This window comes from Streptomyces griseus subsp. griseus (genome assembly GCF_000720255.1).
In the GTDB taxonomy this organism is placed as follows: domain Bacteria; phylum Actinomycetota; class Actinomycetes; order Streptomycetales; family Streptomycetaceae; genus Streptomyces; species Streptomyces griseus_I.
The window spans coordinates 46098-70592 of record NZ_JOJE01000041.1 but is presented as its reverse complement, the minus strand read 5'-3'; the positions used below and the strand labels follow the sequence as shown (position 1 = coordinate 70592).

Sequence of the window (24495 nt, the reverse complement as noted above, 5' to 3'; positions counted from 1 at the left end):
GGACGGCATCCCAGGCTCTCTCATACCTGCACGTCAGATGGGCTGGGATGGTTCCAGGCCGGCGGATCGGCCGCGAACCGTTGCATCGGGCGGCCGTGACGGCTGATGCTTCTGGGGCCGCACCGACCAGGGCCGGACCGACCACACCGGCGCCGCGGCGACCACTCGCACTCACCCATGTACCGCACTCACCCATGTACCGCACTCACCCATGCACCGCACTCACCCACGGGGGACAACCATGCCCAAGCGCACCCGAGCAGGCGCGCTCACCGCACTCGCCGCCGCAGGTCTCGTCGCCGGTACCGCGCTCGCCGCACCGGCGGGGGCAGCCACCCGGGCGCCCGGTTTCCTCTCGGCCAAGGATCTCCCGCCGCACGCCACCTCGTCCTGGACGGCCGGCCCGGTCACCGCCGGCGTACCGGAGGAAGTGGAGGCGGACACCTGCCTGAGCATGGCGCTCGGCGGCGGCCGGGACACCTGGTACCGCGCGTTCCGGAACGACCTCGACACGACCGCCCGTCAGGTCAGCGTAGAACTGCCCAGTGTCCGCGCGGCGAAAGGCCGAGTCGCGCGGGTGAACCAGGACATCGCGTCCTGTCCGCAGCGGGCCGAGGAGGCCGACCCGGAGATCGAGGTCACGCTCAAGGACTACGGCACGCTGCCCGTCGAGGAGGGCGCCCAACTCTACGGCCTGCACACCGAGACCTCCTGGGGCGCCACCGACATCCGTCTCCTCTCCGTCGGCCGGGACGGCACGACGGTGACGGTCGTGGACTGGGGCCAGATGGGCGACTTCGCCGACGCACCGGTGAAGGCGTTCAAGAAGACGACCACCACGGCCGTCAACAAGCTCCACTGACCGACGGCCGTACGAGAACCGCGCCGTCGCCCTCCCGCCACGGGGGTCGGGAGGGCGGCGGCGCCGCGAACACCACACCCAACGCATCGAGCACAGGCAGCCGCAGAAACCGGGAACACCGCACATGTACCGCAAGAACGCCACACGTCGCGCCGCTCTCGCCGCCGGTCTCGCCCTGGCCCTCGGCATCGGAGTGTCGGCCCAGGCGTCCGCCGGCGCACCGCGCTCGGTGACCGGCAAGCCGTCGGACTCGGTCACCCGCACCGCCGACTTCTACGGCGCCTACATCGACGCCAAGAGCGACCCGGACCGGGGCGGCAGGCTGGCGGAGGAACTGCGGAAGTACTACATCCACCCCACCACACTGAAGGAGCTGGCGGCCTGGGAGGCGAAGAACGGCGCCGACGGCGTCCTGCGGGCCCAGAACGTGCCGGTCCAGTGGAAGGTCACGGACAACGGCACCGCCGACTACACCGAGGTCGGCATCACCCTGACCTGGGGCGACGGCTCCACGACCAAGCTGGTCGTGGACATGAGCCGCAGTCACCGGATCATCCACATCGGCACCAAGGGCCTGGAGTCCTCGTAGCACCTGACGCCCGCCGCAGCCGTGCCGTACGGATCTCGAACCCGCGGGCCACGCGGTTGGGCTGGTTCCAGCTGAGTTTCTGAGTGAGGAACCAGCGGATTCCGGCCAACTTCGCGAGCTGTGGGAAAGCGGCGGTGCAGCCGAAGGAGTCCGGCAGCCGGGTCTCCGCCGTCTCCACCCCCGGTTCCTCGAAGAAGAAGCGCTTTCCGTGCCCGAGTTGGCGGGCGAGGGCCTCCCCGCCCGGCATGTCGGCGTCCGATTTCCACCCACATCGAGCCGACCGGCGCCCAGGTGCCGTCCGCCCCGGCCTTCTTGACGCGCTCCCAGTGTGCGTGCGGGGCGTCGACAGTACGCCGGCCAGGGCGGCTCGGGCCGCGGCGGCCGTGCCGGGGATGTCGTGCAGGTCGAGAGCGTCCAGCAGGTCCTGCGGGGCGCGCAGGGTCTCGTGGCGGTCGGAGCGGCCCGGGTCCAGCTCGTGCATCAGCTCCGACAGCACCTCCACGTCCAGCACCAGCCGGCACACCTCTCGGCCGCATCGCAGAGCGGACGCACGGGTTCGCCGCCGTGTGCCGGAACGGCGACCGTCAGGTGCCGGTTGCGCGGATGCCCGCCCTTGAGCGGCACCCCGGCGGAGTCGTACAGCAGTCCCTCGGCCTGGAAGCCAGGGCCGTCGCCGGTGGAGCCCGGGTCGATCACCGCCTCCCCCCTCACTGCGTCGGACGCACGAACTGCCCCATGGCGCGCTCCGGGCGCGCCTCCACCAGGGTTCGGTCGTCCTGCGGGGCTGTCTCCTCGGCGGTTTGGAAAGCGATGTCCGGAGGTCGTCCACCCGCCCAGGCATGGATCCGGACACCTGGCGGACATGCGGGGGGTATCGCCGGATTGGCCGAACACCTGGTCGTTGACGTTTGGACATGACTGGCCCGCGTGCCCATCGGGCAAGGATCCCCGTGAACGTGTTCGAGCAGGAGGGGAACCGACATCGGCACGCGGGCGGGGGTCATGAAGAGGCAGGCACGAGGCAGCGGTTCCATGGCGATCGCGAAAACCTCGGCGAAGACGGAGACGGCGGAGGATCAGACCGACGACGCGGGGGATCAGGCCCAGGCGCCCCAACTCAGGCGCAGACTCGGACGGGCGGACCTGAGGGCGGTGCCCGAGGCGCGCCGGGCACTGCGCGAGCTGTTGCGACAGTGGGGGAAGCCCGGGCGGTCCGACATCGCGGAACTGCTCACCAGCGAGCTTGTCACCAACGCGCTCGTTCACACCGACCGCGAAGCGGTCCTGACAGCGACCGTCGGCCCGCGTGGCCTTCATGTGGAGGTGCGGGACTTCGTGGGCCGCAGGCCCCGGTTGTGCGCACCCGACGTCGGCGACGGCACCCACGGCAGGGGCCTCGTCCTGGTGCAGTCCCTCGCCGACGCGTGGGGCGTCCGGGCGCACGGGGTGGGCAAGGCGGTGTGGTTCGACCTGGAAGCCGGGGCGGCGTGAGCGGGGCGGCGGACCGACGACAACGGGAAGGGGCGTGACCCAGCGGGTCACGCCCCTTCCCGTTGTGCTCGTCGAGCAGGTCAGCCGAACTGCTGCTCCAGGTCCTTGAGCTTGCGCTCGAGGGAGTCGAGTCGCGGCAGGGCCATGGTGTCGTCCTCCGCGGTGAGGTCGACCGTCTTCGGCTCAGAGCCGTGGCGGACGGGCTGCAGCGAAGGGCGGGTGCGTACGGGCAGCTCCTCCGCGCCGGATATGGCAGGCTCCGCGGAGACCGAGGAGGAGGCGCGCTCCAGAGCGGCGGTCTCGACCTGACGTCCGGCGCCGCGGCCGACGAAGCCGCGGTGGCCCCGGCTGATGGCCTTGAGCTGCGCGCGCTCGACCCGCTGCTGGCCACGCCGCCGCTGCCGGGTCTCCTCCTTCTGGCGCTTGTCCTCGCGGACCTCCTCGACCGCCTCGTCGAGGCTGCGCACGTTCTCCAGGAGCATCAGCGACCAGGCGCCGTACGTCTCACGCGGCGCCCGCAGCCAGCGGACGATACGGATCTGGGGCAGCGGCCTGGGCACCAGCCCCTGCTCGCGCAGGGCGGCCCGACGGGTCTGCTTCAGGGCCCGGTCGAACAGAACGGCCGCGGAGAGCGACATACCGGCGAAGAAGTGCGGGGCACCGGCGTGGCCCGCGCCGCGCGGCGCGTGCACCCAGTTGAACCAGGCGGCGGCGAGGGCGAACGTCCACACCAGTATCCGGGAGCCGAGGGCCGCGTCACCGTGGCTGGCCTCGCGCACGGCGAGTACGGAGCAGAACATCGCCGCGCCGTCCAGACCGAACGGGACCAGGTACTGCCAGCCGCCGGAGAGGCCGAGGTTCTGCTCGCCGAATCCGACCAGGCCGTGGAAGGAGAGTGCGGCCGCGACCGCGGCACAGCAGAAGAGGAGGACGTAGGAGGCCGTGCCGTAGACGGCTTCCTTGCGCCTGCGGCGCTCCTCGCTGCGCTCCCACGAGTCGTCCGCGCTCGTGTCCTTCCCCGAGCTGCGCTTGCCGCGCGCGAGCACCGCTACCGCCGCCAGCATGCCCAGGAGCAGTACGGCGCCGGGAAGCAGCCAGTTCAGCGATATGTCGGTCAATCTCATCTGGGGTCCCTTGCATTGGGATAGGGCGTAACGCCCGCCATAGTGGCCCAATCCCGACGGCCCTCATGGGTTTTCGGGGCAAGAGGCCGCCAAGGAAGTGCAAGGGAATGCCCAGGGCGACGTTCTGCTCGAACTGCCGCTTGAGGGGCGGGAGCTGAGTTCGAATAAGACTACCGGTACGGGTGGTTCCACGGAAAGTTCCCGTGAGAAGTGAGAAAGTTGTGAATCGCCTGTAACCGACCGGGAGCCCCACTCGCGGGTGATCCTACGGGACCGTCCGGGTGATCTTCACTGAGGGGCTCTCAACTGGCGGCGGTGAGCAGCCTGGAGACCCGCTCCGCGTCACAGGTGCGCGGGCAGGTGGCACAGGTGTCCTCGGGGCGGACCGTGTAGAACATGCAGCAGCTCGCCCGGTCCCGGGTGGGCAGTGACTCGCCGTCCGGCCCGGTCAGCTCGCGGAAGGCCGCCGAGCCGACGTACGGCTTGGTCGCGCCCGGCAGCAGCAGCTCCAGCTCACGCTGAGCCCGTGCCTCCTCGCCGAGAAGATGGGCGACGTACCAGAGCCCCTCCACGACCTCGTCGGTGGCCATGCCCCACAGTGCCCGGCCGCGCCGCCGCATCCGGGGACCGAACCCGGCGAGGACCGGCTCCAGGTGCTCGGCCGCCGCCGCCCGCACCTCCGCCCGCAGCGCCTCCTCGTCCGGGACCACCCGGGCACCGGGCAGCGCGGCCGCCGGGTCGTCCGGCAGGCAGGCGAACGTGGTGGTCCGTACGGCCAGCCGCATCGCCCCCGGAGTGCTCCGGTCGTACGAGACATGCGTCACGGGGAAGCGGGGGACCCGGCGGAGCGTGAACCACGGCACGGTGATCAGGAGGCAGGCGGGCCAGGTGTACCGGTGCAGGCCGAAGCTCGCGATCACGTCGGGGCGGGCCTGGTGTCCGTAGTCGCGCAGCACCTGTGCTTCGTCCCAGGCCAGGAACGCGTCCATGGCGCTGCCGCCCTGCGCGAGTCCGGCGGCGGTCGTCCAGCCGGCGCCGCGGTGGGCGGGGTCCCGCGGGCTCGACTCCGTGACGGTCAGTCCGGGATACGCCTTGGTCAGGCGTGCGTACGCGTCCGTGAGGGGCGAAGCGGGCACGAGCATGCGGGATCACCGATTCACGGGGACGAAAGGTGAGGCTTACCTTACCTCGAATGTTCGGGATTTGAACTGGCGCTCGATACGCCTAAGGTGCTTGACGGGTGAGTAACAACCGCCCGCAATGACCGCAAGTGCTGACAACCCCGGAGGAGGACCCCGTGAAGCAGGGCACGCAGGGCCCCGCCGGGGTGTCGGGCACCCCGGGCTCGGGTGAGGGTGAGGGTGAGAGTGAGGGTGAGGCGCGGGCGGTTCGGGTTCCGGTGCAGCTGACGGCGGCGGATGTGGACCGTGGCTGCGCGGGGGCGGACGCGGCGGACCGTGCGGTCCGGGCGGTTCGGGCGGTTCGGGGTGAGCACACGCACAGCGAGACGCCGCTGCCGCGTCCTCGTCCCCCCGTCGTGCAGCGTTCCTCCGTGCGCGGGCAGATCCTCGACGCGCTGCGCTCCGCGCTGGTCGCGGGAGAGCTCAGACCGGGTGAGGTCTACTCGGCACCGGTGCTCGGGGAGCGGTTCGGGGTCTCCGCGACGCCCGTGCGGGAGGCGATGCAGCAGCTGGCGCTGGAGGGTGCCGTCGAGGTCGTCCCCAACCGCGGGTTCCGGGTGGTCGAGCGCGGGGTGCGGGAGCTGGCGGAGCTGGCGGAGGTGCGCGCGCTGATCGAGGTGCCGGTGATGCTGCGGCTGGCGCGGACCGTGCCGGCGGAGCGGTGGGCCGAGCTGCGACCCCTCGCCGAGGCGACCGTCCGTGCGGCATCCTCCGGCTGCCGCGCCACGTACGCGGAGTCCGACCGGGCGTTCCACCGCGCGTTGCTGGCGCTCTCGGGCAACGAGCAACTCGTGCGGATCGCCGAGGATCTGCACCGCAGGGCCCAGTGGCCGCTCGTGGGCGGACCGGCGACACGGGGGCGGGCGGACCTGGTGGCCGACGCGGCGGAGCACATGGCCTTGCTGGAGGCGCTCGGCGCCGGGGACGTGGATGTGGTGCGGGGGCTGGTGGGCGAGCATTTCGCGGGCGCGGGCTGAGGGGGGACTGCGCCGGGCATGCGCCTCTGAGCCGACCGGCGCTGTCGCCGGGCGGGGAGCGCGCCGCACCGGGCCGAGGGGGTGCGGACAGGGTGGTGCCGTGCTCTGGCCGGGGACGGTCGTACCCCGTGGGCCTGACGCCGCCCGCGTCCTACCCGACGCTGCCCGCGCCGGCCCTGCCGAGGTCGCCGCCGGACCACCGGCCCGAGTACCTGCTGCTCGCCAACCCCAGCAAGCCGCTGTCCTCGCGCCGTGGCTGTTCCGAACCCCGTGTGGCAGGCGGGCCGCCGGCCACGGCGTCGTGCCGGCCGACGAAGTCCGGTGCGGTCAGGCCGTGACCTCGTGACGCGCCGCGGCCGGGCGCTGCTCGCGGCGCACGGCCTCCAGGTAGCCGGAGATGGCCTCCCTGCTGCGCAGCAGGCATTCGATACGGTCCGTCATGCGCCGGCGTTCGTCTTCCAGCGTGGCGAGGGTCTCCGGCGTGGCATCGGACACGTGTATGGCCCGCGGGTCGTTGATGCACGGCAGGATCTGCCTGATGATCCGCGTCGGCAGACCGGATTCGAGCAGACCTCTGATCTGCAGGACCCGGTTCACGCAGCCTTCGGGGTAGTCCCGGTAGCCGTTCGGCGAGCGGCCCGCGACGAGCAGCCCCTGCTCCTCGTAGTAGCGCAGCAGCCGACGGGCGGTTCCGGTCCGCTCGGCCAGTTCCCCGATCCGCATGTGACCCACCCTCGTTCGTACCGGCTTGACATTCACATCGATGTGAGGGTTTGAAGATACAACCATGTCAACATCCCGGACAGAGCTGCTGAGCGGATCCGCTCCAACAGCAGACGATCGAAAGCTGCCCCTCTCACCGCTTCTGGCTCTGGCCACAGCAGCCTTCATGGGGATCCTGACCGAGGCGCTCCCGGCGGGCGTGCTTCCCGAGATGGCACACGACCTGTCAGTGAGCGAGCCCGCGATGGGCCAGGCGCTGACGGTGTACGCCATCGCCACCGGCGTCGCGGCCATCCCCCTCTTGGTGACCACGGCGGCCTGGCGGCGCAAGAAGCTGCTGCTCCTGGCCGTGACGGTGTTCGCGGTGGCCAACCTGGTCACCGCCCTCTCGTCCGACTACCCCCTGACCATGGCGTTCCGGCTCCTCGCCGGTATCGCCGCGGCCGCCGTGTGGGCCGAACTGGTCGGCTACGCACGACGACTGGCGCCCCCGCACCTACAGGGCCGGGCCGTCGCCATCACCATGGCCGGCGTCCCGCTCGCCCTGTCGCTCGGCATCCCCCTCGGCACCTTCCTCGGCGGGCTGTTCGGCTGGCGTATGACGTTCGGCCTCGTGACGCTGATCTCCGTGGCGCTGCTGGGCTGGGTCATGGCGTCGGTCCCGGACGCCCCCGGTCAGCCGCCGGGGGCCCGTGAGCCCATCCTGAAGGCGCTGTCCCTCCCGGGGGTCCCGGCGGTCCTCTTCGTGGTCGCGGCCTACGTGCTCGCCCACAACATCCTCTACACCTACATCGCCGCCTTCCTCGACGCGTACGACATGGGCGGCTCCCGTGACGGCGTGCTGCTCGTCTTCGGGGTCGCCGCCGTGGTGAGCATCTGGATCACGGGCGCCCTGGTCGACCGGAAACTGCGCCGGCTGACCATCGTCAGCAGCGCCCTGTTCCTCGTGGCCGCCGTCCTGCTGGCGGTCCTGGCCGACAACACGGTCGTGGTCTACGGCGCGATGGTGCTGTGGGGCCTCGGCTGGGGCGGTGTCACGACGCTGCTGCAGACCGCGGTCAACGACGCCGGAGGCGACCGGGGGCAGGCTCTGCTGGTCACCACGTGGAACTCGTTCATGGCAGGTGGTGGCGCCGTCGGCGGCGTCCTTCTGGACGGTCTCGGCCCCAAGTCCTTCGCGTGGAGCGTCCTCGCTCTCATGGCCCCGGTGCTGGCCGTGGTGGTACTCGCCCGCAGGCACGCCTTCCCCGCACGCCGTCCGGGGGCCGAGTAGGGCATACGAGCCACCGGGACCCCGCACCCGCAACCGCCGGGCGCTGGATCCCGGGCCACGACCGCCCCGCCAGGCAGGGTTCGTGGCGCGCCCACCGCTGATGCGCGTCAGCGGGGGCCGGTCCACGGCCGGTCGATCACCCGGTTACGGGCCTCACCCGAGCCGGCCCCCAGGCAGCGGCGCACCGATTCGGGGGAGGCGTTCTCGCCGCTCGATCAAAGAAGTCCTCCCGGCCCGGGGAGGGCTTGTTCGGCGGAAGCGATCCCGTCGGTGGTCATGCCGTCGCCGCCGGTGGAGCCAGTTGGTGGGCGAGCCAGGTGGGGACTCCGCCGAGGAGGCGGAAGAGACGGCGGGCCTCCTCCCTGAGCCGGGACGCCTCCGGTTCCACCTCCGCGTCCGCCAGCGAGGCCAGCGCGGGGGCCGTGCCGACGAGGTAGCCCAACTCCTCGCGAATGCGGAGGGATTCGGCGAAGCCGTGCCGGGCCTCGGTCAACTCACCGTCGCGCAGGGCGAGTCCGGCGAGGTGCCGCCAGGTGAAGGAGAGCAGCAGCGCGTCCGAGTGCGCGGCCGCGCCGGTGTGGGCGCGGCGGTAGGCGGCGCGGGCCGCCTGGGGTGAGTCGGCCAGGTTCTCCGCGAGCAGGCCCCGCCGGAAGTCCAGCAGGGCACGCCCCGGCGCCCCCGGAGGGATCAGGGCCGCCGCACGCCCGAGCGCCGCCCGGGCCTCGTCCACCCGGTCACGCACCCCGTGCAGCGTCGCCGCGTAGGCGAGTTGACCGCGTTCACAGGCCGCCGCCCCCCGCTCCTCGTCGGTGTGGGCCAGCGCCTCCGCCGTACGCAGCGCGTACTCGGCCTCCTCCCAGCCCCGCTCCGTGTACAGGCACCGTTCCACGAGCAGCGCGGCCCGCTGCACCGCGGCCGCCGCCGTCACGGGTTGGAGCAGAGCCGCCGCGTCGGCCCAGCAGGCGCGTGAGCGCAGCCGCCATACCGCGGTCTGGAGGGGATCGTCACCTGCGGTCGTTCCGATACCAGACATGGCGGGATGCGCCACATTGCCCTCCCTGAGCACGCCATCGAGCTTTGGTTGGTGGCCGCATCTCAGCACGGATCGACCGGCCCGGCCAAGAGGGTGGGTGAAGGATTTCACAAAGTCGTGGGACTCGTCCGCCTCACAGGTGTCAACTCATGCGCAGCGCAAGGAAGAAGTCCAGCTTGTCCTCCAGCCGCGACAGGTCCCTCCCCGTCAACTGCTCGATCCGTCCCACCCGGTACCGCAGCGTGTTGACGTGCAGGTGGAGCCGGGACGCGCACCGGGTCCAGGAGCCGTCGCTGTCCAAAAACGCCTCCAGGGTGGGGATCAGCTCCGCCCGGTGCCGGCGGTCGTACTCGCGCAGCGGGTCCAGCAGCCGGGCCGTGAAGGCGCGGCGGACGTCGTCCGGGACGAACGGCAGCAGCAGCACGTGCGACGCCAGTTCCTGGTGGCCCGCCGCGCACACCCGGCCGGGGCGCGCCGCCGCCACCCGGCGCGCGTGCCGTGCCTCCTCCAGCGCCCCGCGCAGGCCCTCCGCGGAGTGCACGGCCGCGCTGACGCCGAGCGTGAGCCGGCCGTCCTCGCCGAGCCCCGCCGACAGCGGGTCCCGTACGGCCTCCAGGAGCACGTCGGCGAGGAGCCCGGTCGCGGGGCCGTCGTGTTCGGCCGACACGGCCGGCAGTGGCACGAGCGCGATCGCCTCGTCGCCCGTGTGGGCCACGGCGATGCGGTCGGAGGGCTCGGGTCCGGTGGCCAGCGGGTCGACGAGGATCTCCTCCAGGAGCGACTGGGCGACCGGCCCGCCCTCGATCTCCCCTCCGTTCCACTCGACGCTCGCCACCACGACCTGCCAGTGCGGGGCCGTTCCGAGACCGGGCAGCAGGACGGGGGCGGCGACCCGCAGGCGCGCGGCGATCTCGGCCGGCGCCGCGCCCGTCTGCACCAGCTCCAGGACCTCCTGCGCCAGCCGCCTGCGCACCGTGCGCGCCGCGTCCCGCCGGTCCCGCTCGACCGCGATCAGCTGGGTGACGCCCTGGAGCAGGTCGAGGCGTTCCTCGGGCCAGTCCCCGGCGTCCGCCTCCACGGCCAGCAGCCAGTCCGACAGCAGCGACTCGCGCGGGTCCCGGGCGGCCTGCGTGGAGCGGCCTCCCCCAGCTGCCGCTGGGCGGTGCCCCCAGCCGCGGATCGGGAAGAGGCTGTACGCCGTCGGGCCCAGCGTCAGCCGGTGCGGTCCCCGTCGGCCCGTGCGAGCGGCGGCCAGGTGCTCGGCGGCGAGCCGCGCGCACACGTCGGCGGGCAGCCCCGGCGCCGCCTCCTTGGGACCGGCGATGAGACGTCCGGCGGGGGAGAGGACCCAGGCGCGCAGATCCAGATCGGAGCCGAGCAGGTCCAGGACGACATCGGGGCCGCCGCCCGCCGGGCCCGAGGTCATCATGCGGCGGTGCCGGTCCACGACGGCCGCGAGGTCCCCGGCGCGTTCCCCGGACACCTGCCGTACGACGTGCTCGGTGATCGTCGCGAACGCCACCGACTCGTGCACCGCGAACAGCGGCAGCCGGTGCCGGGCGCACGCCACCACCAGGTCCTCGGGCACGTCCCCGAGCTCCGCCTCGCCGGCGGCCAGCGCGGTGACCCCCGCCTGCACCAGGATTTGTACGAACGGCTCGGAGTCCGCGGCGCCCCGGCGCCAGGCCAGACCGGTCAGGACCAGCTCCCCGCCCGAGAGGTAGCGGCTGGGGTCCCTGAGGTCGGTGGTCATCACACCCCGCACGGTGCGGTCCAGCTCGTCCTCGCCGCCGAGCAGCCGCAGGCCCAGCGCATCGGTGTCCAGCAGTGCGCGCAGCCGCATGCTCGTCGCCGCCGTTCTGTGTCTCGAAATCTTCGATGAGTCGTGTGGGGGGTGTTACCGCGGGAGAACAGTGGGGTTACCGAGGACCCCCGTTCATACGAATCTACAAGATGGCCGCGCTGGCCAGCCAACTCCTTCATGGTTTCCGTGACTGACCCGGTCGGAGCAGTGCGCTGTGTACTGAGCTCACTCCACGTGAACACCACATGAAGAGCCGGGCCCGCCGCACCCGATCTGGCTCGATCCGCACGACTCCCCAGACGAAGAAGAGAGCCGGTCATGGACTTCCTTCGCCCCGCCAGCTGGGAGGAGGCGCTCGCCGCCAAGGCAGCGCATCCCACCGCTGTGCCGATCGCGGGCGGCACCGATGTGATGGTCGAGATCAACTTCGACCACCGGCGGCCCGAGTACCTCCTCGACCTGAACCGCGTCGGTGACCTCTACGAGTGGGAGGTGGGGGAGGACAGCGTGCGGCTCGGAGCCTCCGTCCCCTACACACGGATCATGGAGAACCTGCGCGCCGAACTGCCGGGCCTGGCCATCGCCTCCCACACCGTGGCCTCCCCGCAGATCCGCAACCGCGGCGGCGTCGGCGGCAACCTCGGCACCGCCTCCCCGGCCGGCGACGCCCACCCCGCCCTCCTCGCGGCCGGCGCCGAGGTCGAGGCCGTGTCCGTGCGGGGCTCGCGACGCATCCCGATCGACGACTTCTACACCGGCGTGAAGCGCAACGCGCTGGCACCCGACGAGCTGATCCGCTCCGTCCACATCAAGAAGGCCGAAGGACCCCAGCAGTTCTCCAAGGTCGGCACCCGCAACGCCATGGTCATCGCCGTGTGCGCCTTCGGACTGGCCCTGCACCCGGAGACCCGCACCGTCCGCACCGGCATCGGTTCCGCCGCCCCCACCCCCGTGCGGGCGAGGGCCGCCGAGGAGTTCCTGAACGCGGCGCTCGACGAGGGCGGCTTCTGGGAGAACGGAAAGATCATCACGCCGTCGGTCGCCAAGCAGTTCGCGGACCTGTGCGCCGCCGCCTGCAACCCGATCGACGACGTCCGGGGCACCGCGAACTACCGCCGCCACGCGGTCGGCGTGATGGCCCGCCGCACCCTGACCTGGACCTGGGAGTCGTACCGCGGCGCCCGCCACGCCTCACACCCGAAGGGGGGCGCCGCATAATGCGCGTCAACTTCACCGTCAACGGACGCCCCCAGGAAGCCGACGACGTCTGGGAGGGCGAGTCCCTGCTGTACGTGCTGCGGGAGCGGCTGGGTCTGCCGGGCTCCAAGAACGCCTGCGAGCAGGGCGAGTGCGGTTCCTGCACGGTCCGCCTCGACGGCGTGCCGGTGTGCTCCTGCCTGGTGGCCGCCGGCCAGGTCGAGGGCCGCGAGGTCGTCACGGTCGAGGGCCTCGCCGAGTACGCCAAGCAGCGGTCCCGCGGCGGCTCCGCCGGCACCTCCCTCGACGAGGCCCAGCGATGGGCGGCGCAGGGCACCGACTCCCGGACCGGCGAGGGCACCGGCTCATCCCCGCGCGCAGCGCTCTCTTCGGTGCAGCAGGCGTTCATCGACGCCGGCGCCGTCCAGTGCGGCTTCTGCACCCCGGGTCTGCTCGTCGCCGCCGACGAGATGCTGGAGCACAACCCCGACCCGACCGACGCGGACATCCGCGAGGCCCTCTCGGGGAACCTGTGCCGCTGCACCGGCTACGAGAAGATCATGGACGCGGTCCGTCTGGCGGCCGCCCGGCAAGGAGAGGCGGTCTGACCATGACGTCCCCCACTCCCGGCCTCGCTCGAGCGGGAGGTGCCCCCATCGGCGCTCCCACCAAGATCACCCAGGGCTCGCAGACCAAGGGCGGCGTCGGCGAGTCCACGCTCCGCCCGGACGGCACCCTCAAGGTCACCGGCGAGTTCGCGTACTCCTCCGACATGTGGCACGAGGACATGCTCTGGGGCCAGATCCTGCGCTCCACCGTCGCCCACGCCGAGATCGTCTCCATCGACACCTCCGAGGCCCTCGCCACCCCCGGCGTGTACGCCGTCCTGACCTACGACGACCTGCCGACCGGCGTACGCCACTACGGCCTGGAGATCCAGGACACCCCCGTCCTCGCCCACGGCAAGGTCCGCCACCACGGCGAGCCGGTCGCCGTCGTCGCCGCCGACCACCCGGAGACCGCCCGCCGCGCCGCCGCGAAGATCAGGGTCGAGTACCGCGAGCTGCCCGTCATCACCGACGAGGCCTCCGCGACCGCCCCCGACGCGGTCCTCGTCCACGAGCACCGCACCGACCACCACATGGCCCACGTCCCGCACCCGAACGTCCTCCACCGCCAGCCGATCGTCCGCGGCGACGTCACGGCCGCCCGGGAACGCGCCGACGTCATCGTCCGGGGCGAGTACACCTTCGGCATGCAGGACCAGGCCTTCCTCGGCCCCGAGTCCGGCCTCGCGGTGCCCGAGGAGGACGGCGGCGTCCACCTCTACATCGCCACCCAGTGGCTTCACAGCGACCTGCGGCAGATCGCCCCGGTGCTCGGCCTCCCGCCGGAGAAGGTGCGGATGACGCTGGCCGGCGTCGGCGGCGCGTTCGGCGGCCGCGAGGACCTGTCGATGCAGATCCACGCCTGCCTGCTCGCCCTGCGCACCGGCAAACCCGTCAAGATCGTCTACAACCGTTTCGAGTCCTTCTTCGGCCACGTCCACCGCCACCCCGCCAAGCTGTACTACGAGCACGGCGCGACCCGTGACGGCAAGCTCACCCACGTCAAGTGCCGGATCGTCCTGGACGGCGGCGCGTACGCCTCCGCCAGCCCGGCCGTCGTCGGCAACGCCTCCTCCCTCGGCGTGGGCCCCTACGTCGTCGACGACGTCGACATCGAGGCCATCGCCCTCTACACCAACAACCCGCCCTGCGGTGCCATGCGCGGCTTCGGCGCGGTCCAGGCGTGCTTCGCCTACGAGGCACAGATGGACAAGGTGGCGAAGGAACTCGGCCTGGACCCGGTGGAGTTCCGGCAGCTCAACGCCATGGAACAGGGCACCCTCATGCCGACCGGCCAGCGGGTCGACTCCCCGGCGCCGGTCGCCGAACTCCTGCGCCGCGTCAAGGCGATGCCGATGCCCCCGGAGCGCCAGTGGGAGAGCAGCGAGGGCGCGGACGTACGACAGCTGCCGGGCGGCCTGTCCAACACCACCCACGGCGAAGGCGTCGTACGGGGCGTCGGCTACGCCGTCGGCATCAAGAACGTCGGCTTCTCCGAGGGCTTCGACGACTACTCCACCGCACGCGTCCGCTTGGAGGCCGTCGCCGGGGAGCCCGTCGCCACCGTGCACACCGCGATGGCGGAGGTCGGCCAGGGCGGAGTCACCGTCCACGCGCAGATCGCCCGCACCGAGCTGGGCGTCGGCCAAGTGAACATCCACCCGGCGAACACGGAGGTGGGCAGCGCCGGTTCGACGTCGGCCTCCCGGCAGACATACGTCACCGGAGGCGCCGTGAAGAACGCCTGCGAGATCGTCCGCGAGAAGGTCCTGGAGCTCGGCCGCCGCAGGTTCGGCGCCCACCATCCCGCCTGGGCCACCGCCGAACTCCTCCTGGAGGGCGGCAAGGTCGTCACCGACGGCGGCGAGGTCCTCGCCGACCTGGTGGACGTGCTCGGCGACGAGGCCGTGGAGGTCGAGGAGGAGTGGCGGCACCGGCCGACCGAGCCGTTCGACCCGCGTACCGGCCAGGGCGACGGACACGTCCAGTACTCCTTCGCCGCGCACCGGGCCGTCGTCGAGGTCGACACCGAGCTCGGCCTGGTGAAGGTGATCGAACTGGCCTGCGCGCAGGATGTCGGCAAGGCGCTCAACCCGCTGTCCGTGCTCGGCCAGATCCAGGGCGGTACGACGCAGGGCCTGGGGGTGGCGGTCATGGAGGAGATCGTCGTCGACCCGAAGACCGCGAAGGTGAAGAACCCCTCCTTCACGGACTACCTCATCCCCACCATCCTCGACACCCCGACCATCCCCGTCGACGTCCTCGAACTCGCCGACACCCATGCCCCCTACGGACTCCGAGGCATCGGTGAAGCCCCGACCCTGTCCTCGACCCCCGCGGTCCTCGCGGCGATCCGCGACGCGACGGGCCTCGACCTGAACAGAACGCCGGTGCGTCCGGAACACCTCACCGGCACGGCGTGACAACCGGCGCCGTCCATTCGGCCTCCATCCCCGTGAGGGCCGGCTGGGCGTGCACCGGCCACCCGCCGCGACCGACCTGCACGCGACCGTCGTCGAGGAGACCGAGAGATGCTGGACATCGCCGAAGACCTGTACCGCTGGGTCGAGCAGGGCCGTGACTTCGCCGTGGCCACCGTGGTGGCCGTCGGCGGCAGCGCGCCCCGCAGGCCTGGCGCCGCCCTCGCGGTGGACGCGGACGGCACGGCGATCGGCTCGGTCTCCGGCGGTTGTGTGGAGGGCGCGGTCTACGATCTGTGCCAACAGGCCCTGCGGGACGGCGAGTCGGTCCTGGAGCGCTTCGGCTACAGCGACGACGACGCCTTCGCCGTCGGCCTGACGTGCGGCGGCGTCATCGACATCCTGGTCACCCCGGTCCGGGCGGGCGACCCGGACCGCCCGGTGATCGCGGCCGCGCTGGCGGCCGCCGCGCGTGGTGGGACGGCGGCGGTGGCGCGGATCGTAGCGGGCCCGGCGCACCTCATCGGGCGGGCGCTGCTGGTCCACTCCGACGGCTCCCACGAGGGCGGCTTCGGCGCCCACCCCGAACTGGACCGCACGGTGGCCGCCGAGGCGCGCGCCGTCCTGGACGCCGGCCGCACCGGCACCCTGGAGATCGGCGAGCAGGGCTCGCGCTGCGGGGCCCCGCTCACGCTGCTGGTCGAGTCCTCCGTACCGCCGCCCCGGATGATCGTCTTCGGCGCGATCGACTTCGCGTCGGCGCTCGTGCGCATCGGCACGTTCCTCGGCTACCACGTGACGGTCTGCGACGCCCGCCCGGTGTTCGCCACCCGGGCGCGGTTCCCGGAGGCCGGCGAGATCGTCGTCGACTGGCCGCACCGCTACCTGGAGCGCACGGAGGTCGACGCGCGGACCGTCCTGTGCGTGCTCACCCACGACGCCAAGTTCGACGTACCCCTGCTGAAGCTCGCCCTGCGGCTCCCGGTCGCGTACGTCGGCGCGATGGGTTCCCGGCGCACGCACCTCGACCGCAACGACAGACTCCGCGAAGTCGGCGTCACAGAGCTGGAGTTGGCCCGCCTGCGTTCCCCCATCGGCCTCGACCTCGGCGCCCGCACCCCGGAGGAGACGGCTCTGTCGATCGCCTCGGAGATCGTCGCCAACCGTCGAGGAGGCAGCGGCGTCTCACTGGCGGGCGCCCACACCCCGATCCATCACGACACGGAGCCGGGCCCCGTGGGCCGGATCGGCTCGGTGGCCTGAGCCGATCCGCGGCGACAGCGGTCATGCCTGCTGGTACAGGTTGACGATGTTGCCCTCCGGATCACGCAGCCACACCGACCGGCGCCCCCGCGGCTGGGTCGTCGGAGGCTTGAGGATCTCGATGCCCCGGGCGGCAGGCGTTCGTGACGTGCGTCCACGTCGGTCACCCGGAACTCGAGCGTGAGGGGCCCCGCCCTGGACCTCCGCGTCGAGAAGCGCGGCGTAGCAGGCGGCGAGGCCGGGGACGTCGTCGGTGATCAGGCAGGTATCGGTGAAGTGCGGCTGCATCCGGGCATGTTGCCGGAAAGTCCGGGGGACGGCCTGATGCTCCGTCTACAGTGCTTCTGCGCGCCGGGGGAGGGAGCCAGGGACATGGACGAGCAGCGCCTGCCGGGCCACCGGGCGCTGGTGGTCGGGATCGAAGGCCCGCAACCGGACCTGAGGGACGATTCCCCACCCCGGCGGCTGCCGCTGACGTACGCCCCCGGATGTGCCGAGGAGCTTCGCACCGTCCTGGGAGGCCTCGGCTACCGCCTGCACGCCGCCGACGTGGACCCCGCCACCTCGGCGGAAGCCCTGGAGAGGGCTGTCGAATCGGTGCTTTCCGCCGGTCCGGGGTTCGTCGTGGTGCACCTCCTGGCCCACGGCACCGTGGGCTCCAACAGCGGCGGCATCTACCCGATCGGTGGGGACGGGCAGCGTACCGTCCATGACATCGAGTACTGGATCAAGCGGGTCGAGGACGCGGAACCGGCCGAGTCCGCGCCGCAGGTGCTGTTCCTGCTGGACCTGTGCTTCGCCGGAGGGGCGGCACGGCTGGAGTGGCAGTACGACCTGGACGTCGAGAAGCGACGGGCCTGGGTGATCGCTGCCGGCGGGATCGGTCAGGAGACCTACGACGGTCGCCTGACCCGGGCCGTCACCGAGGCGCTCCGGAGATTCGCCGACGGGAAGGCCGATGGGCATCCCTCCCTCCCTCACGTTCCGATTGGTCGGTTCTGCCGAGAGGTCGCCGATCTCGTGCAGCGGTATGCGGTGGACGGGTATCCGCAGACGGTCACGTTCTCGCCGCCGGCCCTGAAGTACGCCGACCTTCCTCATCTGACGTTCTTTCCGAACCCGGCGCATGAACGGGACGGTTCGCGCCCCGGTGCCGCCGCCGTCGACCGTACGGTTGCCGCTCTGCTCGACGAGATGGCGGACGTGATCCACTTCACGGGCCGTGCCTCCGGTACGGAGGCGGTGTTCCGGACGGGCGATCACGGCTTCTTCCGGGGCAGGAACGACGAAGTCCGGACCCTGTCGGCCTGGCTGCGGGGAGAGGGCCAGGATGTGCAAGTGGTGACCGGCAAGCCGGGTGCCGGCAAGTCCGCGCTGCTCGGGGCCCTGGTTTGCGCGGCACACCCAGTCCTGCGGGACAAGACGGAGGGGCTGTGGCGGCTGCTCGAGGACCCGCCCCTCGAGGTCCAGAATTTGGCCGTCGTGCACGCGCGCGGGCGTTCCGTGTCCGAGGTGATGGAGGCATTGGGCAGCCAGTGGAAGCTCGGCAGGACCGGACAAGTGGACGATGTGGTCTCCGCGTTGCGCGTCCCGACCGGCCCGCGGGTGCTGATCCTGGACGCGCTCGACGAGGCGGAGTACCCCGAGGAACTGACGGAGGCGCTACTGCGACTCGACGGGGCTTGCCGGATGTTGATCGGCGTCCGTCCGGGACGCCGTTTCAAGCGGCTGCTCCGCCTCGTCGGTCCGAACCGTGTCGACCTGGACAAGGTGCCCCGGAGCCGCCTGTACGACGAGTTACGCATGTACCTGTACGGCGTACTGACGGTCCGGGGGCCCTACGCGAAGAGCGAGCTCGGGGAGACCGCCCGCCGGCTCGCGGACGGTATCGCTCGAGAACTGGTGCGGCGCAGAGTGCCGGAGTACGGCGAGTTCCTGGTGGCCGCGTTGTACGTGCGGCACGTGCTGGACCAGCCTGTACGGGACGACCCGGCCGAGGTGGAACGGATCTGTGAGGCCGTACCCCGCGATCTGCTGGGCGTCGTCGACCTGCATCGAAAGCACCATCGCGATGTTCCGTGGCTGCCCGCCGTTCTCTCCGCCTTGGCGTTCGCCCAGGGCGCGGGCATGCCGGAAGAGGTGGTGACGGCCACCGCCGCGGCCTTCGGGGACGGCGAGCCGCAGTCCGAGCAGATCCGGCAGGCGTTGGACGCGGCACGCTTCTTTCTGCGCCGCGGCATGGATGACGAGGGCAAGGCGTTGTACCGCCTCTTCCACCAGGGCCTCGCCGACACACTCCGCTCCCGGGCGGGCGGCGGCGCGGAAGCGGTGTGGACGCGACTGCTCACTGTGGTCGGCACACCCCGTCGTTGGGCATCGGCCGAGCCGTACCTGCTGCGCCACGCGGCACACCACGCGGCCGACGCCGGGAGGCTGGACGAACTCCTCGCGGACACGGAGTTTGTCGTCCACGCCGACGCCGAGCTACTGGAACGACTCCTGCTGCGACTCGACGGCTCACCCTGGCTGCCGAAGTGGGCGCGGAACCCCCACCGTCTCATGCCGCTCGCAAGAGTGTACGTCGACACCGCCGGCGCCCACCGCGACCGATCGCCTTCCCAGCGCCGCCAGATCCTCAGCCTGGCCGCAGCCAAGAAAGGCGAGCAGGAGGTGTCACTGGCCCTCACCGTCAGCGGTTCCTGGTTGGCTCACCGGATCGGGCGCGTGCCGCCGCACGACGCGAGGCGGGAAGCGTTCTTGTTCGTCCCTGGTGTCGACGCCGTGCCGAGCGTCGGCGAGGAGATTTCCGAGGTCACCGGTCTTGTTCCGGTCAGCCTGGGCGGACTGCCTCACGTTGTCACTGCTTCCGATGACGGCGTGGTCCGTGTCTGGGATCTTCGGGAGGGCAAGGTCGTCGCGCGTGGGGCCCACCGCTGGCACCTTGACGAGGACTGGAGCGCGACCTGCACCGTCCTGGACAGCCTTGTCGTCTCCGTTCATCACATCGACAGGTCGGGCGCCAGCGCATCACGTCTCAACGTCTGGGACCTGCCGGTCACACGCTCTCCGAAGGCGAGCACGGAGACCAAGCACGTCTTCGTCGCAGTGGCCGCGACCACCGTACGGGACCGGCCGTCCGTGGTCCTGTGCGGCTACCGGCGGACGTGGAAACTCGGCGCCACCGGATCGCTGGTGCTGTGGGACCCGTCCGGGGACCGGCACCTTGGCGAACTGCTCCTCGACACAGGAGCCCCGCTGTCATGTGTGGCGGCCGGGTCACTGGGTGGCCGCCCTCATGCGGTCACCGGTGGGGAGGACGGTGTGGTGCGCGTCTGGGACCTTGAGGAGGGGAAAGAGACGCGTGCGCTGACGGGACATGAGCGTGCGGTGATGTGTGTGGCGTTCGCATCGATGGGTGGCCGTTCGCATGCGGTCACCGGCGGAAAGGACGGTGTGGTGCGCGTCTGGGACCTGGAGGAGGCCAAGGAGCTGCGCGTGCTGACGGGACATGAGCGTCCGGTCTGGTGTGTGGCGCTCGCCTCCGTTGGCGGCCGTCCGCATCTGGTCACCGGCGGAGGCGACCGCACGCTCCGCGTCTGGGACCTGGAGTCCGCCACCCAGGTGGACGTTCTGGGTCTGCCGGAGATGCCGAGGACGCTGGCGGTGGCGACGGACGGCACGCTGGTCGTCTCCCTCACCGACACCGTCCTCGCTCTGGAACCCCCGCCGCATCTGCAGCCGTTGCGCCCTTGGGCTGTCGAGACCTGTTGAAGTGACGAACTCCGGAGGCACCTCCATGTCCTTGATCGTCGGTGTGCACGGCATCAGGAACTACTATCCCGGCCACTCCCCGGAAGGCGTCGCCGCCCAGAAGGCCGCACTGTGGGCCGAACACCTCGCCGCAGGTCTCGGCCGCCCGCTCGACGACGGTGACATGGCATTCGCCTACTACGCCCACCACTTGTGGCGGGACCTGCCGGTGCCCCAGGGCTCGTACGACGGCCTGGACAACCTCACCCCGGCCGAGGCCGAACTGGCGAGACACTGGCTGGAAGCCCTCGACCTGCCTGAGGCCACCGTGCAGGGACGCCTGTTCGTGCCCGTGCGGCATGCCGTGGAGATGGTGGCGAAACGCTTCGACCTGGACGGGCCTCGCCTGCGGATCTTCAGCCTCGACCTGCTGCGCGAACTCGCCGCCTACGTACGCGTGCCGGACGCGCCGGCCCGCCACGCGGCCCGCGAGGAGGTCGCCTCCGTGATCGCCACGCACCGGCCGCGGGTGGTCATCGCCCATTCCCTCGGTACCGTGGTGACCTACGAGGCCCTGCACGCCCATCCCGAGCTGAGTGTCGACCTCTTCATCACCCTGGGCTCGCCCCTCGCCCTGCCGCACGGCGTCTTCCACCGCCTCCAGCCGGAACCGGTCGCGAACAAGGGCGTTCGTCCGCCGGGCGTGGCCCGCTGGGTGAACGTGGCGGACCGAGGTGATCCCGTCGCGGTGCTGCGGCCGCTGCGCCGGTATTTCGACGGAGTTGAACTCGATCTCCCGGAGCTCATCGGGCTGTTCGCCTTTCACGGCGTGGAGAAGTACCTACGCACTCAGGCCGTCGCCGACGCCCTGGAGCCCTACCTGCCGGCGCGGTGAGCGACCGGCGGCTGATCCGGCCACGGGAACGCGTACGCCGGGTCGCCGCCGCGGCTCAGCCGTACGAAGCGGAGCAGTTCGCGGACGATGCCCGCGTTGCCCATCGCCCAGCCGGTACGGGGTTCGAGGTCGCTCGGGGTGGCGCGGTGTTCGACGTTGGACCAGCGGGCGCCGTCGGCGTCCCGCAGGGCCCGGGAGGCGAGGTCGGTGACGAGGGTGTGGGCGAAGCCGGGGGCGTCGTCCTGTTCGGCGATGCGGTCGCAGGCCAGCGCGAGGACGCCCGCCGTGCCGCAGCAGCGGCCGTTGTTGTCCCAGAAGCCGGGGCGCAGCCGGCGGGGCAGACCGGAGTGGGTCACGGTGTGCCAGCAGCGGTCGGCGAGGGCCGACCAGGCGGGGGCGGTCTCCCGCGAGACGTCCCGCAGCAGCCGGAAGACCTGGGCGTCTCCGGCCGGGCCGTGGCACCAGCCGTAGCTGTGGCGTTCGATCCGGTCGGGGCGGTACTGCGGGTCGGAGTGGGGGACCAGGAAGCCGTCCGGGCCGGCCTCGTCGTGGGCCACGACGTTCGCCGCGCCGGCCAGGGCGAGCTCGACGAGATCCGCGCGGCCGGTCGCCCGGCCCACGTGGGCCAGCGCGTACACGATGCCGAGCGCGCCGTGCGAGATGTGGTACAGGCGTGACTCGGTGTCGGGGCGGTGGGCCCAGGTGACGCCCGCCGGGGTCTTCTCCGCCGTACGCAGGTATGGCTCCAGTGCGAGGACGGCGAGCTCGGGGTCACCGACCGCCAGCGCGCCGAGGGCGATGCCCGCGTTGCCGCCCATCAGCTCGAACAGCGGGCCCCAGCGTGTTCCGTCGAACCGTGACCGGATCAGCCGCAGGGCGTGGTCGGCCGCGGCACCGGCGGCGCGGTCGCCGAGTTCGTCGTGCACGGCCCGCAGCGCGAGGGCCACTCCGGTGCGGCCGAAGTACAGGGAGTCGTCGTCGAGGCCTTCGACGAAAGTCTCCAGGGCGCGGGCGGCGCACAGGGCGGTGTCGCCGTAGGAGTCGTCCCCGAAGTGCCGGCGCGCCTCCAGGAGCGTCGGGACGATCCCGGCCGTACCGCCGTAGAGCGTCGGTTCGAGCTCGTCGTCCGAGGGGTCGGCCGGCCAGGCGAGGCCGCCGCCCTCGGTCTCACGCGCCGCCGCGAGCAACCACCGCAGCCCGTCCTCCGCCAGCGTCTCGGCCTCGTCCACGGTCGTGCTCTCGACTGCCGTCACGGCGCCCACTCTCGCACGATCCTCCCAACGCCCGTACCGGGGGCGGGCCGTGGTCTGGTCCGCGCAGCACGAAGCAGCGCAGGCCGCCCGGTTCCAGGTCGTACCAGTGGCCCCGTTCCCAGCCGTCCGTCAGGGCGGCCACGTCGGACGGGGTGAGGCCGATGTGGCGGCGTTCCTCGGGGAGCCGGCCGGTGAGGGAGGAGGTCACGAGCCACACGCCGTCCGGGGTGAGCAGGCGGCGGACGCGGTCCGCGATCGCCGCCTTGTCGGGGAGGAAGGCGAGGACGAGACGCATGGTGACGAGGTGGAAGGAGTGCGCGGGGAGGGACTCCACTTCGGTGTCGTCGGTGAAGTCCAGTCGGCGGGCGCGCAGTCGGGGCTGGAGGCCGGCGTAACGGTCGCGGGTCGCGGCCACCGCGGCGTCGGCCCAGTCGACGGCGAGGGCGTCGTAGCCGAGACGGGCCAGGGCGGCCGCGTACGCGCCCAGGCCGCAGCCGATGTCCAGGGCGCGGGCGTGCGGGGCGGGTGGGCCCACCGCCTCGGCGAGCAGGCGGAGTTCGTGGTCGTCCGCGGTCAGAAAACCGTGTCCGGCGGCGAAGTGGTCCTCCCAGTGGACCCGTTCGACGGGCATCAGGGGCGCCGGAGGAGCGAGTCGACCGCCCGTCCGAACACCGAGCGCGCCGCCGTCCGCAGGGCCGGGTCGAAGGGGGCGGGCAGGAAGCGGACACCGATCTCCTCGCGCCACACCACGCGCGTCCGGCCGCCCGGGCCGGGACGGACCTCGATCTCGGCCCAGCCCAGGACGACACGGCCCCGCTTCTCCAGCCGGCAGCGCCCTGGCCCGCCGTCGGCCGGCGGGTCCCACACGGTGACCTCCATCCGGTCGTCGAAGGAGAGCGGGCCGAGGCTGGAGCGGGCCACGACCACCGTGCCCGCGGCCGTCGGCGGGGGAGTCACCACGGTGACGCGGGTCAGCGGGACCACGTCGCCGTGCCGGGGCCACTCCGTGAGCCTGCGCCAGGCCTCGTCGAGCGGGAGCGGTGCCGTGCGTTCCAGGAGGAAGGTGACCACATGTGAATTCTAGGCGGCCCGGTACATCGAGCCCGGTACGTCACGGCGCGTACGTCACGCCCCGTACGTCAGGGCCGGTACACCTTCCCCGGCTCCGCCCTGCCGGGCGCCAGCAGCTGCGGGACGGTCACGAACACGTACCCGCGTTCCTTCAGCGCGTCGATGATCCCGGGCACCGCCGGCACGGTTCCGTCGTAGATGTCGTGCAGCAGGATGATCCCGTCCCGGGTGGCGTGCGCGAGGACGCGCTTCTGGATCAGGGCGGAGTCGGTCGTGGTGTAGTCCTTGGCGGTCACGCTCCACAGGACCTCCGAGAGGCCCAGCTCGCGGCATATCTCGTGCACGGTGTCGTTGGTGCGGCCCTGCGGCGGGCGCATCAGGGTGGGGCGGCGGCCGGTGAGGCGCTGTATCTCCGCGTTGGGGCGTTCCAGTTCCTCGCGTATCTCCTCGGGCTTCAGGTGCGTGAGGATCTTGTGGTCCCAGGTGTGGCTGGCGACCTCGTGGCCCTCGTCGGCCATGCGTCTGACGAGCTCCGGGTACTTCACCATGTGGCGTTTGCCCAGCAGGAAGAAGGTCGCCGGGACCTGTCTCTCCTTCAGGATGTCCAGCAGGCGGGCGGAGTGTTCGCTCGGCCCGGCGTCGAAGGTCAGCGCGATGCACTTGGCCTGGCGGCAGTCGACGGTCCCGAAACGGGCCTGGGCGGTCGCGGCGCGGGCGGCGCTCGGCGCGGTGGTGTCCACGCCCGCGCAGCCGGTGAGCGCCAGGGCCAGGCCGACGGCCCCGCAGATCTTCGCGGCGATACGGAACGAGGTCCCCGTGTTCTTCGTCTTCTTGGTCGGAGAAGGCATGCCCGGACTATACACAGTGAGTATATATTGAGTATATAGTTGCTTTTTGTCCCAGCTTGCCACCACGTCGTGTCCGAGCGTTTGAGACAGCCCGCCGCGCGGCACCCGCGTCACCATGCGCATCCTCGGCATC

Annotated in this window: 21 protein-coding genes and 2 pseudogenes; 12 read left to right on the top strand and 11 right to left on the bottom strand. The window is 71.8% G+C overall.

What is annotated here, in order from left to right:
* The first annotated feature begins 241 nt into the window (after window positions 1–241).
* Together IG99_RS36060 and IG99_RS36055 are read left to right on the top strand one after the other, a co-directional pair.
* Window positions 242–862 carry a hypothetical protein gene (locus IG99_RS36060; protein ID WP_037681815.1) on the top strand — a complete coding sequence of 207 codons (621 nt, stop codon included), beginning with the start codon at window positions 242–244 and terminating at the stop codon, window positions 860–862.
* A gap of 124 nt (window positions 863–986) precedes the next feature.
* Complete coding sequence (locus IG99_RS36055) at window positions 987–1451, top strand: hypothetical protein (protein ID WP_037681814.1); 465 nt, start codon at window positions 987–989, stop codon at window positions 1449–1451.
* Window positions 1452–1500: 49 nt separating this feature from the next.
* Here the strand turns inward: IG99_RS36055 and IG99_RS36050 are convergent.
* A pseudogene (locus IG99_RS36050) lies at window positions 1501–2159 on the bottom strand (glycoside hydrolase family 38 N-terminal domain-containing protein); the annotation flags it as partial.
* Window positions 2160–2483: 324 nt separating this feature from the next.
* Between IG99_RS36050 and IG99_RS36040 the strand changes: the two are divergent.
* Window positions 2484–2942 (top strand): ATP-binding protein, encoded by a 459-nt coding sequence (locus tag IG99_RS36040; RefSeq protein ID WP_051866301.1) that lies wholly within the window; start codon window positions 2484–2486, stop codon window positions 2940–2942.
* A gap of 80 nt (window positions 2943–3022) precedes the next feature.
* On the opposite strand, the gene IG99_RS36035 is transcribed toward IG99_RS36040, so the two are convergent.
* Together IG99_RS36035 and IG99_RS36030 are read right to left on the bottom strand one after the other, a co-directional pair.
* Window positions 3023–4066, bottom strand: coding sequence for a DUF2637 domain-containing protein (locus tag IG99_RS36035; RefSeq protein WP_037681806.1), 1044 nt, complete (start codon window positions 4064–4066; stop codon window positions 3023–3025).
* 302 nt (window positions 4067–4368) lie between these two features.
* The gene (locus IG99_RS36030; RefSeq protein ID WP_037681805.1) at window positions 4369–5208 is read right to left on the bottom strand and encodes a (2Fe-2S)-binding protein; all 840 of its coding nucleotides are present in this window, start codon (window positions 5206–5208) and stop codon (window positions 4369–4371) included.
* A gap of 155 nt (window positions 5209–5363) precedes the next feature.
* Here IG99_RS36030 and IG99_RS36025 point away from each other — a divergent pair, with 155 nt between their 5' ends.
* Window positions 5364–6224, top strand: coding sequence for a GntR family transcriptional regulator (locus IG99_RS36025; RefSeq protein WP_037681851.1), 861 nt, complete (start codon window positions 5364–5366; stop codon window positions 6222–6224).
* A 327-nt stretch (window positions 6225–6551) separates the two neighbouring features.
* Here IG99_RS36025 and IG99_RS36015 read toward each other — a convergent pair whose 3' ends face one another.
* Window positions 6552–6947: a MerR family transcriptional regulator gene (locus tag IG99_RS36015; RefSeq protein ID WP_037681799.1), complete on the bottom strand. Its 396-nt coding sequence runs from the start codon at window positions 6945–6947 to the stop codon at window positions 6552–6554.
* Between the two features lie 64 nt (window positions 6948–7011).
* On the opposite strand from IG99_RS36015, the gene IG99_RS36010 reads away from it, so the two are divergent.
* Complete coding sequence (locus IG99_RS36010; RefSeq protein WP_037681795.1) at window positions 7012–8220, top strand: MFS transporter; 1209 nt, start codon at window positions 7012–7014, stop codon at window positions 8218–8220.
* 274 nt (window positions 8221–8494) lie between these two features.
* Here IG99_RS36010 and IG99_RS36005 read toward each other — a convergent pair whose 3' ends face one another.
* Together IG99_RS36005 and IG99_RS36000 are read right to left on the bottom strand one after the other, a co-directional pair.
* Window positions 8495–9268 (bottom strand): hypothetical protein, encoded by a 774-nt coding sequence (locus tag IG99_RS36005; RefSeq protein ID WP_037681794.1) that lies wholly within the window; start codon window positions 9266–9268, stop codon window positions 8495–8497.
* A 127-nt stretch (window positions 9269–9395) separates the two neighbouring features.
* Entirely contained in the window at window positions 9396–11096 is a 1701-nt protein-coding gene (locus IG99_RS36000; RefSeq protein ID WP_037681792.1) for a PucR family transcriptional regulator, read from the bottom strand.
* 279 nt (window positions 11097–11375) lie between these two features.
* Here IG99_RS36000 and IG99_RS35995 point away from each other — a divergent pair, with 279 nt between their 5' ends.
* The 5 genes and pseudogenes from IG99_RS35995 to IG99_RS35980 all read left to right on the top strand — a co-directional run bounded on the left by IG99_RS35995 (window position 11376) and on the right by IG99_RS35980 (window position 16545).
* Complete coding sequence (locus IG99_RS35995; RefSeq protein WP_037681791.1) at window positions 11376–12275, top strand: FAD binding domain-containing protein; 900 nt, start codon at window positions 11376–11378, stop codon at window positions 12273–12275.
* Window positions 12275–12862: a (2Fe-2S)-binding protein gene (locus IG99_RS35990; RefSeq protein WP_037681790.1), complete on the top strand. Its 588-nt coding sequence runs from the start codon at window positions 12275–12277 to the stop codon at window positions 12860–12862. The genes IG99_RS35995 and IG99_RS35990 overlap by 1 nt, the downstream gene beginning before the upstream one ends.
* A 2-nt stretch (window positions 12863–12864) precedes the next feature.
* Entirely contained in the window at window positions 12865–15285 is a 2421-nt protein-coding gene (locus tag IG99_RS35985; RefSeq protein WP_051866300.1) for a xanthine dehydrogenase family protein molybdopterin-binding subunit, read from the top strand.
* A 108-nt stretch (window positions 15286–15393) separates the two neighbouring features.
* Window positions 15394–15615 (top strand): annotated as a pseudogene (locus tag IG99_RS50820) (XdhC family protein); the annotation flags it as partial.
* Window positions 15616–15771: 156 nt separating this feature from the next.
* Window positions 15772–16545 (top strand): XdhC/CoxI family protein, encoded by a 774-nt coding sequence (locus IG99_RS35980; protein WP_234312071.1) that lies wholly within the window; start codon window positions 15772–15774, stop codon window positions 16543–16545.
* 21 nt (window positions 16546–16566) lie between these two features.
* Here IG99_RS35980 and IG99_RS48155 read toward each other — a convergent pair whose 3' ends face one another.
* Window positions 16567–16833, bottom strand: a complete 267-nt coding sequence (locus IG99_RS48155; RefSeq protein WP_037681784.1) for a VOC family protein — start codon at window positions 16831–16833, stop codon at window positions 16567–16569.
* Between the two features lie 84 nt (window positions 16834–16917).
* Here IG99_RS48155 and IG99_RS35970 point away from each other — a divergent pair, with 84 nt between their 5' ends.
* Entirely contained in the window at window positions 16918–20316 is a 3399-nt protein-coding gene (locus tag IG99_RS35970) for a WD40 repeat domain-containing protein (RefSeq protein WP_037681782.1), read from the top strand.
* 25 nt (window positions 20317–20341) lie between these two features.
* A complete protein-coding gene (locus tag IG99_RS35965; protein WP_037681845.1) occupies window positions 20342–21190 on the top strand; it encodes a hypothetical protein in 849 nt (282 codons plus the stop codon).
* Here IG99_RS35965 and IG99_RS35960 read toward each other — a convergent pair.
* The 4 genes from IG99_RS35960 to IG99_RS35945 all read right to left on the bottom strand — a co-directional run bounded on the left by IG99_RS35960 (window position 21172) and on the right by IG99_RS35945 (window position 24362).
* Window positions 21172–22443: a lanthionine synthetase LanC family protein gene (locus tag IG99_RS35960; protein ID WP_037681781.1), complete on the bottom strand. Its 1272-nt coding sequence runs from the start codon at window positions 22441–22443 to the stop codon at window positions 21172–21174. The two genes, IG99_RS35965 and IG99_RS35960, sit on opposite strands and share 19 nt — an antisense overlap.
* Window positions 22358–23074, bottom strand: a complete 717-nt coding sequence (locus IG99_RS44475) for a class I SAM-dependent methyltransferase (RefSeq protein WP_063768374.1) — start codon at window positions 23072–23074, stop codon at window positions 22358–22360. Before IG99_RS44475 ends, IG99_RS35960 begins: the two co-directional genes overlap by 86 nt.
* Entirely contained in the window at window positions 23074–23514 is a 441-nt protein-coding gene (locus IG99_RS35950; protein WP_037681780.1) for an SRPBCC family protein, read from the bottom strand. The genes IG99_RS44475 and IG99_RS35950 overlap by 1 nt, the downstream gene beginning before the upstream one ends.
* A gap of 68 nt (window positions 23515–23582) precedes the next feature.
* Window positions 23583–24362, bottom strand: a complete 780-nt coding sequence (locus IG99_RS35945) for a polysaccharide deacetylase family protein (protein WP_037681779.1) — start codon at window positions 24360–24362, stop codon at window positions 23583–23585.
* Between the last annotated feature and the right edge of the window lie 133 nt (window positions 24363–24495).

Excerpts from the sequence above, each read along its gene's own strand:
- IG99_RS36060 (WP_037681815.1), top strand. The coding sequence starts at position 242 with ATGCCCAAGCGCACCCGAGCAGGCGCGCTCACCGCACTCGCCGCCGCA.
- IG99_RS36055 (WP_037681814.1), top strand. The coding sequence starts at position 987 with ATGTACCGCAAGAACGCCACACGTCGCGCCGCTCTCGCCGCCGGTCTC.
- IG99_RS36040 (WP_051866301.1), top strand. The coding sequence starts at position 2,484 with ATGGCGATCGCGAAAACCTCGGCGAAGACGGAGACGGCGGAGGATCAG.
- IG99_RS36035 (WP_037681806.1), bottom strand. The coding sequence starts at position 4,066 with ATGAGATTGACCGACATATCGCTGAACTGGCTGCTTCCCGGCGCCGTA.
- IG99_RS36030 (WP_037681805.1), bottom strand. The coding sequence starts at position 5,208 with ATGCTCGTGCCCGCTTCGCCCCTCACGGACGCGTACGCACGCCTGACC.
- IG99_RS36015 (WP_037681799.1), bottom strand. The coding sequence starts at position 6,947 with ATGCGGATCGGGGAACTGGCCGAGCGGACCGGAACCGCCCGTCGGCTG.
- IG99_RS36010 (WP_037681795.1), top strand. The coding sequence starts at position 7,012 with ATGTCAACATCCCGGACAGAGCTGCTGAGCGGATCCGCTCCAACAGCA.
- IG99_RS36000 (WP_037681792.1), bottom strand. The coding sequence starts at position 11,096 with ATGCGGCTGCGCGCACTGCTGGACACCGATGCGCTGGGCCTGCGGCTG.
- IG99_RS35995 (WP_037681791.1), top strand. The coding sequence starts at position 11,376 with ATGGACTTCCTTCGCCCCGCCAGCTGGGAGGAGGCGCTCGCCGCCAAG.
- IG99_RS35990 (WP_037681790.1), top strand. The coding sequence starts at position 12,275 with ATGCGCGTCAACTTCACCGTCAACGGACGCCCCCAGGAAGCCGACGAC.
- IG99_RS35985 (WP_051866300.1), top strand. The coding sequence starts at position 12,865 with ATGACGTCCCCCACTCCCGGCCTCGCTCGAGCGGGAGGTGCCCCCATC.
- IG99_RS48155 (WP_037681784.1), bottom strand. The coding sequence starts at position 16,833 with ATGCAGCCGCACTTCACCGATACCTGCCTGATCACCGACGACGTCCCC.
- IG99_RS35970 (WP_037681782.1), top strand. The coding sequence starts at position 16,918 with ATGGACGAGCAGCGCCTGCCGGGCCACCGGGCGCTGGTGGTCGGGATC.
- IG99_RS35965 (WP_037681845.1), top strand. The coding sequence starts at position 20,342 with ATGTCCTTGATCGTCGGTGTGCACGGCATCAGGAACTACTATCCCGGC.
- IG99_RS44475 (WP_063768374.1), bottom strand. The coding sequence starts at position 23,074 with ATGCCCGTCGAACGGGTCCACTGGGAGGACCACTTCGCCGCCGGACAC.
- IG99_RS35945 (WP_037681779.1), bottom strand. The coding sequence starts at position 24,362 with ATGCCTTCTCCGACCAAGAAGACGAAGAACACGGGGACCTCGTTCCGT.